Here is a 13558-nt window from a genome sequence, read left to right as displayed (position 1 = left end):
CCGCAACAGTTTCAAGGTGTGCAGTGAACGTTGATCCATTGACAAAGTTTCTGTCAATCGAGTACGCAGATGCGTCCCTCCTGCGCAACAGCCCTCAGCAGAGTCGAAGCAAGCAGAGCCTGGAGACGATCCTCCGCGCGTGCGGCGAGATCATCGACGAGTCCGGCCACTCCGGAGTGACCACGGCGGAAGTTGCCAAGCGTGCAGATATGGCGATCGGAACCGTCTACAGGTTCTTCCCCGATCGCATTGCACTGCTACTCGGTGTATACGACTACATGATCTCCAGGTATGTGGAGATTGCGATCGATCGGTTCGCTGACAAGCCAGCTGAAACCTGGCAGGAGGCGTTTGCCACGCTCGTGGACAGCACGTGCACCGCACGCAGAACGATTCCCGGTTACAAAGCCACCCATTACCGGATCCTCCCGGATGGTTCGAATGAGAACAAGTACCGAGAGCGGACAGCAGCGTATGTAGATGCCGTCGTCGAGCTGTTCTCGCAGTTCGACGGCGCCGGAACCGGAGGTGAGTGGCGCGACAAGGTTTCTGTGTCCATCGAACTCTCGCGCACGATCCAGAGGCTTGCATTCGACGCGGACCCGAAGGGCGATCCAGATCTGATCCGTGAGGCGAGCAGCGTCCCGATTCAGTACCTCACCGCGTATCTCGAGAACCGGTCGTGAGCAGCCTGCTCGTCGGGCTCACAGGAGGCATCGCCTCCGGAAAGTCCACGATCGCGGCCATGCTCGCGGAGCGAGGAGCCGTCATCGTCGACGCCGATCAGCTCGCCCGTGAGGCCGTGGAGCCGGGGAGCGACGGTCTTGACCGCATCCGAAGGCGCTTCGGCGCGGATATCGCGTCTGACGAAGGCGTTCTCGACCGGGAGCGCCTCGGCGGTCTTGTGTTCAGCGACCCCACAGCCCGCAACGATCTCAACGCCATAGTGCATCCCGCTGTGCGTGCCCTCGCCGAGACGAAGTTTCGCCTCGCGCGGGAAGCAGATCCTGATGCGGTCATCGTCTACGACGTTCCGCTTCTCACCGAAACAGGGATCGCCGATCAGTTCGACCTCGTCGTCGTCGCTGACGCACCCGCGGATCTCCGTGTGGAGCGCCTTGTCGAGCTGCGAGGTCACAGCCGAGAAGACGCCGAACGACGTGTGTCCTCGCAGGCGAGTGATGCGCAGCGGCGTCAGATCGCTGATGTCATCATCGACACGTCTGGGTCTCTTGAGGACACCGAGACGGCCGTCGCCGAGCTGTGGGACAGACTGGGCGCGAGATGACCCGAGTCCTCGTGACGGGGTTCGATCCCTTCGCGAACTCCGCATCGAACGCGTCGGAAGAGGCCGTGCGCGCGCTCTCCGATCGCGTCGGCTCATCTGAAATCATCACGCGCATATTGCCCTGTGTTTTCGGACGATCAAGCGAGCTCCTTCGGCACGCCGTGCGCGATCATGCTCCCGACATCGTCATCTGCGTCGGTGAAGCAGGCGGCCGCTCATGCGTCTCTCTTGAGAGATACGCCATCAATCGCGATGACGCGCGCATTCCCGACAATTCGGGTCAGCAGCCGACCGACCGCATCATCGTCGCTGATGCACCGCTCGCCGTCGAGTCGACGCTCCCGGTAAAAGCGATCGTCGAGGCTCTGCAGGCGGACGCTGTTCCTGCCGAGCTCTCCCTGTCTGCCGGAAGCTATGTCTGCAATCACGTGTTCTACACGCTCATGCACCTCGCCGACGCGACCCCGTCGATCCGTGCCGCCGGGTTTGTTCACGTACCCGTGGAATCGACGATGCCCACAGCGCTCGCTGTCCGCGGCATTGAGACGGTCATCCGTGTCACCGATGCTCGCGGAAGCTCGGACATCACCGCCGTCGGCGGCCGAGAAGACTGAACACAGTAGAACGTCAGTGGCAGAGCATAGACTCGCACCATGGAACCGACACGCTCCGTTCATCCGTTCACCGTTGTCAGTGAATATGAGCCGAGCGGCGACCAGCCCAAGGCGATCGCCGAGCTCGCGAACCGCATCAACGCCGGCGAAACCGACGTCGTGCTGCTTGGCGCGACGGGGACCGGCAAATCGGCGACCACGGCGTGGCTGGTCGAAGCAGTGCAGCGGCCGACGCTCATCCTCGCCCACAACAAGACGCTCGCCGCTCAGCTTGCGAATGAGTTCCGCGAGCTGCTCCCGGAGAATGCGGTCGAGTACTTCGTCTCGTATTACGACTACTACCAGCCTGAGGCATACGTGCCGCAGACAGACACGTTCATCGAGAAGGACTCGTCGATCAACGCTGAGGTCGAGCGGCTGAGGCACTCGACGACCAACTCGCTCCTGAGCCGGCGCGACGTGGTGGTCGTCTCCACTGTCTCCTGCATCTACGGCCTCGGAGCTGCGGAAGAGTACCTGGACGCGATGGTCGCACTGCAGATCGGTCAGCGTGTGTCGCGCGACGAGCTCATCCGGCGATTCATCGGCATGCAGTACAACCGCAATGACGTTGATTTCTCGCGCGGGAACTTCCGTGTGCGCGGGGACACCATCGAGATCATTCCTGTCTATGAGGAGCTCGCGATCCGCATCGAGATGTTCGGAGACGAGATCGAAGCTCTGTACGCGCTGCACCCGCTCACAGGTGAGATCGTCAAGACGCTCGATGCAGTGTCGCTTTTCCCGGCGACCCACTATGCGGCCAGTCCGGAGACGATGCGCCGGGCTATCGGAACGATCCAAGACGAACTTCAAGAACGCCTGTCCGAGCTCGAAAAGCAGGGCAAGCTCCTCGAGGCTCAGCGCCTGCGCATGCGGACGACCTTCGACCTCGAGATGATGGAGCAGATCGGCTTCTGTTCCGGAATCGAGAACTACTCGCGCCACATTGACGGTCGTTCTCCCGGCGAAGCGCCGCACTGCCTGCTCGATTATTTTCCCGACGACTTCCTCGTCGTCATCGACGAGTCCCACGTCACCGTTCCGCAGATTGGCGCCATGTACGAGGGGGATGCTTCCCGCAAGCGCACCCTTGTCGAGCATGGGTTCCGGCTTCCGAGTGCACTCGACAACAGACCGCTCACCTGGAATGAGTTCAAGAACCGTGTGGGGCAGACGGTGTATCTTTCTGCAACGCCCGGGCGTTACGAGCTGGGCGTCGCAGACGGTGTCGTCGAACAGATCATCCGGCCGACGGGACTCGTCGATCCAGAGATCGTCGTCAAGCCGTCTGAGGGTCAGATCGATGACCTTCTCGAGGAAATCCGTGCGCGCGCGGAACGTGACGAGCGTGTGCTCGTCACGACGCTGACGAAGAAGATGGCGGAGGAGCTGACCGACTTCCTGACGGAGGCAGGGGTCCGAGTCCGATACCTCCACTCAGACGTCGATACGCTCCGTCGCGTCGAGCTCCTCACCGAGCTTCGCGCCGGCGTCTACGACGTACTGGTCGGTATCAACCTGCTCCGGGAGGGCCTCGATCTTCCCGAAGTCTCGTTGGTTGCGATTCTGGATGCCGATAAGGAGGGTTTCCTGCGCTCGTCGACCTCCCTCATTCAGACGATCGGTCGCGCCGCTCGAAACGTCTCGGGCCAGGTCCACATGTATGCCGACAACATGACCGATTCCATGCGGTACGCCATCGACGAGACTAACCGTCGCCGTGAGAAGCAGATCGCTTACAACACGGAGCACGGGATCGACCCGACGCCGTTGCGCAAACGGATCGCCGACATCACCGATGTTCTCATCAGAGAGGGTGCAGACACCGAGAAGCTGCTCGCGAAGCGCGGCGCAGACCGCACCTCGTCGCCGACACCTCAGCTGCGCACGCACGAAGGCCTTGCCAGCGAGGGCGCGAACGACCTCGAGGCGATCATCGCAGATCTCAACACGCAGATGCTCGCAGCCGCCGAAGAGCTCAAGTTTGAGCTCGCCGCACGACTGCGTGACGAGGTCTCGGAGCTCAAGCGCGAGCTCCGCGCGATGGAGAAGGCCGGGCACATCTGACTTATGCTCATCGACGTCTGCGCCACACGATAGTGTGAGGGCATGCCGAGCACCGTCGTCGTCGCACTGGAGTGCGTCGACGCATGACATCTCGTGTTCGCTTCGCGCTCGTCATCGTTCTGGCGCTTGGGGTCGTCGGCGCCACTGCTCTTCAAGGTCCGCTGACGCTCGGGGCCCCTCGGATCGATCTCCTGATTCCGCATCGGGACAAGCCGCTTCCCGCGCCCTCTGAGGCGGGCGAGGGTGATCTGCCGCCACAACAGCGCGAACTTCCTGACGACATCCCTGGAACCGACCTCACTCCACTCATGATCGCTCTCGTTCTGATCGCGACGGCCGCGGCGATCGCCCTTGTGGCGCTTATCATCAGAACGATTCGTCGTCGCAGGCGCAACGCTGTCGGGCAGGCATCCGTCTCGCTCGGAACCGCAAGCGCCACCGATGAAGGCGAGACCGACGAGCCCGACGTCGTTCCAGCTCTCACGCGAGGCATCGCCCATGCGCTCCAGGTTCTTGAGGCGGAAGCTGAGCCCACGAATGCGATCATCGCCGCATGGCTCGGCCTGCAGCAGTCGGCAGAAGACACCGGCACCGACGAGCCCCGTCCGAGACTCCGTCAGAGTTCACGATTCGTCTCCTCGCCCGCCACTCCGACGCTGCGACGGATGTGCGCACGCTTCTGAGGCTGTACCTCGATGTCCGATTCGGTGGGCACCGCGCATCGAGCGCCGACGTCGCGCGGGCACGCGAATCCCTTCGAGCTGTCCAGGAAGTGTGGTCATGACGGGTCGGCGTATCGCGGGATGCCTCCTCCTGGGAGTCCTGCTCGGGGCCGCACTGTGGCTCGTCGGAGTCGACGTGCCCTTCGTCGCAGCGGCCGCGGCAGTGCCGCTACTCATCGGCATCCTGCTCGACACCTCGTCCGGGGACGACGGTACGCTCTGGGACCCGGCCGCGCCCACCGGATCGCCGGGGGCCCGCAAAGACCTCACTCGGCTGTCCTGGGCCCTCCAATCCCACAGACGAGAGGGGGATGCCGTGAGCGACGCCGCCGTCACGCGACTCCGCGATCTCGCCTCCGTGCGCCTCGCTCGCCGCGGTCTCAGCCTCGCCGAAGGCGCCGACGAGGAGCGCATCAGGGCGCTGCTCGGCGACTCCGCCTATGCGGCGCTGACGCCACGGTCGACGCTGAAGCCAAACCGGATCCACGTTGACATCGCCCTGCAGGCGCTTGCCCGCCTCGACGAAAAGGAGACCACATGACCGAGCAGATGACGACTTCCGACGTCTCAGAACTCAGCCGAGCTGTGCTGTCCCGTGTGGGAGAGATCGTCGTTGACATGGCCGAGCCTCTCGAGCTCGCTCTTGCGACCGTGCTCGCCGGAGGTCATGTGCTTTTCGAAGACGTCCCAGGTCTCGGCAAGACGCTCGCAGCCCGCACCTTGGCTCGTGCTCTCGGGCTGGAGTTCAGCCGAATCCAGTGCACCCCCGACTTGCTCCCATCGGATATCACGGGGTCGTTCGTCTACATTCCCTCGACGGGAACGTTCGAGTTCCGCTCCGGCCCGCTCTTCGCCGGGCTTGTGCTCGCCGACGAGATCAACAGAACGACCCCGAAGACGCAGTCCTCGTTTCTCGAAGCGATGGCGGAAGGTCGCGTCACCGTGGAAGGATCGCCGTTCCCGCTGCCCCGGCCGTTCCATGTGATCGCGACGTCGAACCCCATCGAGTTCGAGGGTACGTATGCGCTGCCCGAGGCCCAGCTCGACCGCTTCATGGTGCGCCTGTCCGTCGGCTATCTCTCCGCCGACGACGAGACGAGGATGCTGCTCTCACGCGCGCACCGCCAGCATGACGCGCGCGAGATCGAACCGGTGCTGAACGCCGAGCAGCTCCTGCACATGCAAACCGCTGTCGAAGCAGTGCACGTCGACCCCGACGTCGCGCGGTACTGCGTGGATCTGGCCGCAGCGACACGACGTGACCAGCAAGTGCAGGTGGGCGCATCGCCACGTGGCTCTCAGGGGCTCATGCTTCTCGCCCGCGCGATCGCGGTCATGAGCGGACGCGACTACATCACCCCGGACGACATCAAGCGCATCGCCGTCCCCGTTCTCGCACATCGGCTGACGTTGACCCCGCAGGCGTGGGCGAACGGTGTGCGTCCCGAGGCCATCGTCACGGCGGCGCTCGGGTCGGTGCCGGTTCCGCCGACTGTGGGGAGCGGCGCCGCGTGACGTCCTCGTCGCACTCGCTCCGCTGGGCCCCGACCGCCGCCCTCGGCGGCGCCGCCGTCAGCGGCATCGTCATCATGCTCGCGGGAGTGCTCTGGTCACGCGCCGACGTCGCGGCGCTCGGTCTGCCGTTGATCGTGTGGGCCGCGTATCGCTGGAGCACGCGCCCGACACACCCCGCCACGATCTCCCACACGGTCGAGTTCGAGGCGCTGAGCAGCGAGGCGGAGGAGCTCAGTGGGCGTCTCACGTTCGAGACGGGCGGTGCCGCGGCATCCCTTCATGTTCGTGCCTATGTGGGGGAGGCCAAACGGCGTCTTGCCCTGCTCAAAGCGTCAGACGGCGCGGAGGTGCGCATTCGGATGCCTCTCGAGCACTCAGGCCCGACAGAAGCGATTCGCTTCCGCTACCGCGCCTGCTCAGATGACGGCGCATTCATGACGGAGGCGAGTCCTGAGTCGCGCGAGGAGCACACGATCCGCCCACGCATTGGAACGCTCCCGCATCTGCTCCTTCCGCGCCACCTGACCGGTCTCACGGGTGCACATGAATCGACGCGTCCGGGGGAGGGCGGCGAGTTCCGAGACATCCATCCGTATGCGCCCGGCGACCGACTGCGGCGCATCGATTGGAGAGCGACAGCGCGTCTGGCTCGTGCACCGGGCGACATCTTCGTACGCCGCACCCACGCAGTGAGCGACGCGACCGTCATGATCGTCATGGACACGAGCGACGATGTCGGCGAGAGCGTGGTCGAGTGGGCCAGCGGCAGACGCGATGGCGTCGGAGTGACATCAATGGACCTCGCGCGCGAGTGCGCGACCGCGATCGCCACCTCGTACACTCGCGCGGGAGACAACGTCGGACTGCACGATCTGACGGCCGGTGCACGCCCGGTTCGTCGAGGCTCAGGGGGCAAGCACGCGGAGAGGCTCTACGCGGCTATCGCGGCGACCCGCGCGAGTGGGGCCAGTTCGTATCGGCGCCGCGCGCCAGTCCTTCCGCCGGGCGCCCTCGTCTTCGTCCTCTCGACATTCCTCGACGACGACGCCGCCGATCTCGCCGGGATCTGGGCAGCGACCGGGCACCGTGTGATCGCAATCGATGTGCTGCCGCACGGTGATCTGTCCGGACTCAGTCCAGAGCAGATGACGGCGCATCGGATGCTGATGCTGGAGCGCGACGATCGACTCACGGTCACGGCTGCCTCGGGCGTTCGCATCGTGCGGTGGCACGACGACAGCGGAGAGCAGCGGTCGGGCCGCCTCTACGCCCTATCACGAGAGCGAGCACCGCAGTGAGCGCGCGGGACTATCGAATGGATGCGCCGCGGGCTGTTCCCTCGGTTCTGCTGCGCGCTTCGATCGTTCTTCTCACCGGAGTCCTCGCGTTCCTCTTCGCGCCCACTCAGGTGTGGAGCGTCGTCGCGGTCCTCCTGGGCCTGGGCGCCGGGGTCTCTCCGAAGTGGCGAACGGGCTGGGTCGCTGTGGCGGTGCTCGCCCTCACCCAGCTCGCGCGCGACCCCGAGGTGGGGGATTGGCGCCCGTATGTCCTACTCGCCGGCCTCCATCTGCTCCATGTGCTCTGCACGCTCTCGACCGTTGCCCCGGCACGCGGCGGCGTGGCCCGCGGCATCCTGACTCGGTCGCTTCGCGATTACGTCATCATCCAAGTTCCGAGTCAGGCGATTCTCGCGCTTGCGCTCGCACTGATGTCGGTGTGGATGCCGCCGTCCGCCGTTCCATGGTTGGCCGCGATCGCCGTGCTCGCGCTCATCGGCATCGCGATCGCGCTCCTCATACCGGTCAGGCGTCATGCGGAGGGCCGACGGATTCGTCGCTGATCAGCGGCACGAAGCGGACCCCGCCGAGATCCTTCTCCTTTGACCCGTCCGCGCGGAGGACACGCAGCCTCTGCCCCCATGTGCCTCCGACGGGCGCGACGATCCGCCCCCGTGGGGCGAGCTGCGTGCGCCATGCGTCCGGAACGTTCTCAGCGGCTGCAGCGGAGACGATCGCATCGTAGGGCGCATGCTCCGGGCAGCCGCGGGAACCGTCGCCGACGACCGACAGCACGTTCGAGTAGCCGAGCCGCTGAAGAGTCTCTTCCGCAGACTGCGCGAGCGAGTCGAAGCGTTCGATGGTGACCACGGTCTCTGCGAGCAGCGAGGCAACGGCTGCGGCATACCCCGATCCGGTTCCTACATCGAGGACTGTGTCGCTCGGCTCGAGCGCCGCAGCCTGCAGAGTGAGGGCGACGATGAACGGCTGCGAGATCGTCTGCCCCTGCGCGAGTGGCAGCGGATGATCCGCGTAGGCCTCCGCGCGCAATGACGACGGCACGAACTCCTCGCGTGGCACCTGCGCCATCGCTCGGAGGACACGCTCGTCGATGATGCCCCGATCGCGGAGGTGGTATCGCAGCATCTGCTCCACCGGGTCCGTATGCCTCCCCATAGCGCCATTGTGTCCCGCGGAAGCGCACATGGGAACCCCCTGTTCACAGGCTGATGTCGGTGGGGGCGATTAGGCTGGACGGGTGACGATTTCTGCAGTTTCAGCGAACACGAGGCTCTCCGTCAGCGGCGCTCGCGTGCACAACCTCGACAACGTGAGCGTCGACATCCCTCGGGACTCTCTCGTAGTCTTCACGGGCCTGTCCGGTTCGGGGAAGTCCTCCCTCGCGTTCGACACGATCTTCGCGGAGGGGCAGCGCCGATACGTCGAGTCGCTCTCCGCGTATGCGCGACAGTTCCTCGGGCAGGTCGATCGACCCGACGTCGACTTCATCGAGGGTCTCAGCCCCGCCGTCTCAATTGACCAGAAGTCGACGAACCGCAACCCTCGGTCGACGGTGGGCACTATTACCGAGGTGTACGACTACATGCGCCTGCTCTGGGCGCGCATCGGCGTACCTCACTGCCCGACGTGCGGTGAGCCGATCGGGCGCCAGACCGTTCAGCAGATCGCAGACCAGCTCATGGAGCTCGACGAGGGTACGCGATACATGGTGATGAGCCCCGTGGTCTCGCAGAAGAAGGGCGAGTTCGTCGATCTCTTCGCCGAGCTGAGCGCTTCGGGCTATGCACGGGCCGTCGTCGATGGCGAGACTGTGCAGCTGAGCAGCCCACCCACGCTGAAGAAGTCCTACAAGCATGACATCTCCGTGGTCGTCGACCGGCTCGTCGCCGGACCGGACATCCTCTCTCGTCTCACTGACTCGCTGGAGACGGCACTCAGACTCACCGATGGCATCGTCCAGATCGACTTTGTGGATGCCGAGGGCGACGAGAAGCTCCGCACCTACTCTGAGAAGCTCTCGTGCCCGAACAACCACCCCATCCAACTCGCCGAGGTGGAGCCACGGACGTTCTCGTTCAACGCTCCCTTCGGCGCATGCCCTGAATGCTCCGGTCTCGGCACGCGAATGTCGGTCGATGCCGACCTGCTCCTCGGTGATGAGGAGCTGAGCATCAGCGAAGGTGTGATCGTGCCCTGGACCACGCAGGGGAAGGGGCTCTACCAGTACTACGAGAAACTCCTGGTCGGTCTCGCCGCAGATCTCGACTTCTCTCTCGAGACCCCGTGGGAGAAGCTGCCGAAGCGCGTGCGCGAGGCTGTTCTGCGCGGCAAAGACTTCAAGGTGAGAGTGAAGTGGCGCAACCGCTACGGGCGTGAAGTCTCCTACACGTCGGGCTTCGAAGGGGTCATCCCCTATATCGAGCGACAGTACATGCAGGCGGAGACCGACGTGCAGCGCGCGCGCTGGTCGGAATATCTCCGCGAGGTTCCATGCCCAGTGTGCGATGGCAAGCGACTGAAGCCTGAAGTTCTCGCTGTGCTCGTGAACGGCACGAGCATTGCGGATGTCTCCGACCTGAGCCTCGCGGATGCTCGTGACTTCATGGAGACCCTGACACTGAGCGAGCGGGACGCTCGCATTGGAGCGCAGGTCCTCCGCGAAATCAAGGTTCGGCTTGACTTCCTCATACAGGTTGGACTCAACTACCTCACGCTGTCCCGGTCGGCGGGCTCGCTCTCCGGAGGCGAGGCCCAGCGGATCCGTCTCGCAACTCAGATCGGCTCCGGTCTTACCGGAGTGCTGTACGTCCTCGACGAACCGAGCATTGGGCTCCATCAGCGCGACAACCGTCGGCTCATCGACACTCTGGTGGCCCTGCGCGATCTCGGAAACACGCTGATCGTGGTCGAACACGACGAGGACACCATCCGAACAGCGGATTGGATCGTCGACATCGGACCGGGCGCTGGCGAGGGCGGCGGTCACGTGGTCCATTCCGGCACGGTCTCCGACCTCCTGAAGAACCGCGAGTCCCTGACCGCCGATTACCTCGCGGGTCGAAAGCAGATCGAGACGCCGTCTCGACGGCGTCCGCTCGATGAGGACAGGATGCTCTCGGTCGTGGGAGCATCCGCCAACAATCTCCGCAAGGTGTCAGTGGACTTCCCCCTCGGACTGTTCACGGCGGTCACCGGGGTGAGCGGTTCCGGCAAGTCGACCCTCGTCAACGACATCCTCTACCGCGTGCTGGCAAACTCGCTCAACGGCGCGCGCAAGGTTCCGGGCAAACACACACGTGTGACCGGCACGGAGCACCTCGATAAAGTCGTGCACGTCGATCAGGCTCCCATCGGTCGAACACCGCGATCGAACCCCGCGACGTACACGGGCGTCTTCGACCGCATCCGCACTCTCTTCTCGGAGACACCCGAGGCGAAGGCTCGTGGCTATCTCCCCGGACGCTTCAGCTTCAACGTCAAGGGCGGGCGCTGTGAGGCGTGCTCCGGTGACGGGACGATCAAGATCGAGATGAATTTCCTCCCCGACGTGTATGTCGCATGCGAGGTGTGTGGGGGAGCGCGGTACAACCGGGACACGCTCCAGGTGCACTACAAGGGCAAGAACATCGCTGAGGTCCTTGACATGCCGATCGCCGAAGCCGCGGAGTTCTTCGAACCCATCACCGCAATTCACCGCTATCTCAAGACGCTGGTCGATGTCGGCCTCGGCTATGTCCGTCTCGGGCAGAGTGCCACGACCCTCTCTGGCGGAGAGGCGCAGCGCGTCAAGCTCGCGACAGAGCTACAGCGGAGGTCGAACGGCCGCAGCGTCTATGTGCTCGACGAGCCCACGACCGGTCTGCACTTCGAAGACGTTCGGAAGCTTCTGCTCGTGCTGAACAGCCTCGTCGACAAAGGCAACACGATCATCGTCATCGAGCACAACTTAGACGTGATCAAATCGGCGGACTGGATCGTGGACCTCGGTCCCGAGGGCGGGGCCGGCGGCGGCCAGATCGTCGCCACGGGCACACCGGAGCAGGTCGCGAAATCATCCAAGAGCCATACGGGAGCGTTCCTCAAGGAGATCTTCGCCGCTGAACGAGACAGCGCTCGCAAGGCGGGGTGACGATGGCGCATCACCTCGCCTATCGTCCCAAGCCCGGTGAGATCCCGACCCAGCCGGGCGTCTATCGTTTCCGCGACGAGAATCGGCGTGTGCTCTATGTTGGTAAAGCAAAGAATCTGCGGGCGCGACTGAGCAACTACTTCGCACCCCTGCACACGCTTCACGAGCGGACGAGACGCATGGTCACGACAGCGACCAGCGTCGAATGGACTGTCGTCGGCAGCGACGTCGAAGCTCTCCAGCTCGAATACACCTGGATCAAGGAGTTCGACCCTCCGTTCAACGTCAAGTTCCGAGACGACAAGTCCTACCCGTACCTGGCCGTGACTCTCGGCGACGAGGCTCCACGCGTCATGGTGACGCGCAACCCTCGCATCAGGGGAGCCGCGTACTTCGGTCCGTACCCCAAAGTCTGGGCTGTGCACGACACGATCGATCTCATGATCAAGGCGTTCCCGATCCGCACCTGCTCCGACTCAAGCTATAAACGCGCCATGCAGTCCGGCAAACCGTGCTTTCCTGGTCAGATTGGGCGCTGTGGCGGCCCGTGCTCGATGAAGGTCACCATTGACGAGCACCGCCGAATCGTCGACGACTTCGTCAGCTTCATGAGCGGAAACGACAAACGATTCACTCGCGAGCTCACAGCGAAGATGAAGGATGCCGCAGCCGAGCAGGACTACGAAGCGGCAGCGCGCTATCGCGATCAGCTCCAGTCTTTGGAGGCGGTTCTCGAGAAAAGCCGCGTCGTGATGAAGCAGTCGGTCGACGCCGATATGTTCGGAATCGAGCACGACGAGCTCTCGGCGGCTGTGCAGCAGTTCGTCGTCCGAGGCGGACGCATCCGTGGTGTGCGTTCATGGACAGTCGACAAGGAGCTCGACGTCTCGACGGGCGATCTGGTCGAAGGCGTCATCCGAACCGCGTATTCCCGCCAAGGTGCGGATGTCCCGCGTGAAGTGATCGTCCCCGTCCTTCCCGACGACGCCGGTGAGATCGGGGAGTGGCTCACCGAGATCCGAGGGCGCGGTCGCGTGCAGCTGAAGACAGCGCAGCGTGGCGAGAAGGCCGCCCTCATGGAGACAGCGGTGCTCAACGCGAAGCAGGCTCTCATGCGCCACAAGACACGCCGAAGCGCAGACTTCGCGACGCGGAGCGAAGCTCTCGCAGACATCCAGGATGCCCTGGGCATGAACGAGGCTCCTCTCCGCATCGAGTGCTACGACATCTCGCACCTCGGCGGAACGAACATCGTAGCGTCGATGGTCGTCTTCGAGGATGGCCTCGCACGAAAAGACCAGTATCGGTCGTTCTCCATTTCGGAAGCACGTGACGACACGGATGCGATGTACCAGGTGCTTATGCGTCGGCTGGCGCATCTCGACGATGACGGACCAGAAGACTCGTCACCTAAGAGATTCGCCTATCCACCTCAGCTCCTCCTCGTCGACGGAGGCCAGCCTCAGGTGGCCGCGGCGCAGCGCGCCCTCGAAGACTCCGAGCGCAGCGGCATCCAGATCGCGGGGATCGCGAAGCGCCTTGAGGAGCTCTGGATTCCAGACGATGAATACCCGGTGATCCTGCCGCGGAACAGCGAAGCGCTCTATCTCGTCCAGCGCCTCCGAGACGAGGCACACCGATTTGCGATCAGGCACCAGCGGAAACGGCGATCGCGCGATATCTCGACTGTTCTCTCCGAGATCCCCGGCGTCGGACCCGCACGCGTCAAGAAGCTGCTGACGCACTTCGGTTCAGTTGCCCGCTTGAAAGCCGCTGACCCCGCGGAGATCACCGAAGTGCCCGGTGTCGGCCCCGCGCTTGCAGAGGCGATCCACGCTCGCCTCCACACTCGGTAACCTGGTATCACCCGAAAACTACGAACG

General features: G+C 64.0%; 13 protein-coding genes. 12 read left to right on the top strand and 1 reads right to left on the bottom strand.

Annotation, left to right across the window (positions count from 1 at the left end; genetic code table 11):
- The first annotated feature begins 38 nt into the window (after positions 1–38).
- The 10 genes from ACSAGD_RS06460 (at position 39) to ACSAGD_RS06415 (ending at position 8088) form a co-directional block, all read left to right on the top strand.
- On the top strand, positions 39–686 hold the full coding sequence (locus ACSAGD_RS06460) for a TetR/AcrR family transcriptional regulator (RefSeq protein ID WP_437584893.1): 648 nt from the start codon (positions 39–41) through the stop codon (positions 684–686).
- 59 nt (positions 687–745) lie between these two features.
- Complete coding sequence (coaE, locus tag ACSAGD_RS06455) at positions 746–1288, top strand: dephospho-CoA kinase (RefSeq protein WP_437585127.1); 543 nt, start codon at positions 746–748, stop codon at positions 1286–1288.
- Positions 1285–1902, top strand: a complete 618-nt coding sequence (locus tag ACSAGD_RS06450) for a pyroglutamyl-peptidase I (RefSeq protein WP_437584892.1) — start codon at positions 1285–1287, stop codon at positions 1900–1902. Before coaE ends, ACSAGD_RS06450 begins: the two co-directional genes overlap by 4 nt.
- A 39-nt stretch (positions 1903–1941) precedes the next feature.
- Complete coding sequence (uvrB, locus tag ACSAGD_RS06445; RefSeq protein ID WP_437584891.1) at positions 1942–4011, top strand: excinuclease ABC subunit UvrB; 2070 nt, start codon at positions 1942–1944, stop codon at positions 4009–4011.
- Positions 4012–4094: 83 nt separating this feature from the next.
- Positions 4095–4694 (top strand): hypothetical protein, encoded by a 600-nt coding sequence (locus ACSAGD_RS06440; protein WP_437585214.1) that lies wholly within the window; start codon positions 4095–4097, stop codon positions 4692–4694.
- Positions 4640–4795, top strand: coding sequence for a DUF4129 domain-containing protein (locus tag ACSAGD_RS06435; RefSeq protein WP_437585126.1), 156 nt, complete (start codon positions 4640–4642; stop codon positions 4793–4795). The genes ACSAGD_RS06440 and ACSAGD_RS06435 overlap by 55 nt, the downstream gene beginning before the upstream one ends.
- Positions 4792–5274 carry a hypothetical protein gene (locus ACSAGD_RS06430; protein ID WP_437584890.1) on the top strand — a complete coding sequence of 161 codons (483 nt, stop codon included), beginning with the start codon at positions 4792–4794 and terminating at the stop codon, positions 5272–5274. Before ACSAGD_RS06435 ends, ACSAGD_RS06430 begins: the two co-directional genes overlap by 4 nt.
- On the top strand, positions 5271–6248 hold the full coding sequence (locus ACSAGD_RS06425) for an AAA family ATPase (protein WP_437584889.1): 978 nt from the start codon (positions 5271–5273) through the stop codon (positions 6246–6248). The genes ACSAGD_RS06430 and ACSAGD_RS06425 overlap by 4 nt, the downstream gene beginning before the upstream one ends.
- Positions 6245–7546, top strand: a complete 1302-nt coding sequence (locus ACSAGD_RS06420; RefSeq protein ID WP_437584888.1) for a DUF58 domain-containing protein — start codon at positions 6245–6247, stop codon at positions 7544–7546. Before ACSAGD_RS06425 ends, ACSAGD_RS06420 begins: the two co-directional genes overlap by 4 nt.
- Positions 7543–8088, top strand: coding sequence for a hypothetical protein (locus tag ACSAGD_RS06415; RefSeq protein ID WP_437584887.1), 546 nt, complete (start codon positions 7543–7545; stop codon positions 8086–8088). The genes ACSAGD_RS06420 and ACSAGD_RS06415 overlap by 4 nt, the downstream gene beginning before the upstream one ends.
- Here ACSAGD_RS06415 and ACSAGD_RS06410 read toward each other — a convergent pair.
- Positions 8051–8701, bottom strand: a complete 651-nt coding sequence (locus ACSAGD_RS06410) for a protein-L-isoaspartate(D-aspartate) O-methyltransferase (protein ID WP_437584886.1) — start codon at positions 8699–8701, stop codon at positions 8051–8053. The two genes, ACSAGD_RS06415 and ACSAGD_RS06410, sit on opposite strands and share 38 nt — an antisense overlap.
- A gap of 82 nt (positions 8702–8783) precedes the next feature.
- On the opposite strand from ACSAGD_RS06410, the gene uvrA reads away from it, so the two are divergent.
- A complete protein-coding gene (gene uvrA / locus ACSAGD_RS06405; RefSeq protein ID WP_437584885.1) occupies positions 8784–11675 on the top strand; it encodes an excinuclease ABC subunit UvrA in 2892 nt (963 codons plus the stop codon).
- 2 nt (positions 11676–11677) lie between these two features.
- On the top strand, positions 11678–13531 hold the full coding sequence (uvrC, locus tag ACSAGD_RS06400; protein ID WP_437584884.1) for an excinuclease ABC subunit UvrC: 1854 nt from the start codon (positions 11678–11680) through the stop codon (positions 13529–13531).
- The last annotated feature ends 27 nt before the right edge of the window (positions 13532–13558 follow it).

Origin of the sequence: Paramicrobacterium salitolerans (assembly GCF_051513965.1) — a bacterium.
GTDB lineage: Bacteria > Actinomycetota > Actinomycetes > Actinomycetales > Microbacteriaceae > Paramicrobacterium.
This window is presented reverse-complemented; position numbering and strand designations above follow the sequence as displayed.

Bases quoted from the DNA above. Each gene is read 5' to 3' on its own strand.
- coaE (WP_437585127.1), top strand. From the start codon at position 746: ATGCTCGCGGAGCGAGGAGCCGTCATCGTCGACGCCGATCAGCTCGCC.
- ACSAGD_RS06450 (WP_437584892.1), top strand. From the start codon at position 1,285: ATGACCCGAGTCCTCGTGACGGGGTTCGATCCCTTCGCGAACTCCGCA.
- uvrB (WP_437584891.1), top strand. From the start codon at position 1,942: ATGGAACCGACACGCTCCGTTCATCCGTTCACCGTTGTCAGTGAATAT.
- ACSAGD_RS06440 (WP_437585214.1), top strand. From the start codon at position 4,095: ATGACATCTCGTGTTCGCTTCGCGCTCGTCATCGTTCTGGCGCTTGGG.
- ACSAGD_RS06430 (WP_437584890.1), top strand. From the start codon at position 4,792: ATGACGGGTCGGCGTATCGCGGGATGCCTCCTCCTGGGAGTCCTGCTC.
- ACSAGD_RS06425 (WP_437584889.1), top strand. From the start codon at position 5,271: ATGACCGAGCAGATGACGACTTCCGACGTCTCAGAACTCAGCCGAGCT.
- ACSAGD_RS06410 (WP_437584886.1), bottom strand. From the start codon at position 8,701: ATGGGGAGGCATACGGACCCGGTGGAGCAGATGCTGCGATACCACCTC.
- uvrC (WP_437584884.1), top strand. From the start codon at position 11,678: ATGGCGCATCACCTCGCCTATCGTCCCAAGCCCGGTGAGATCCCGACC.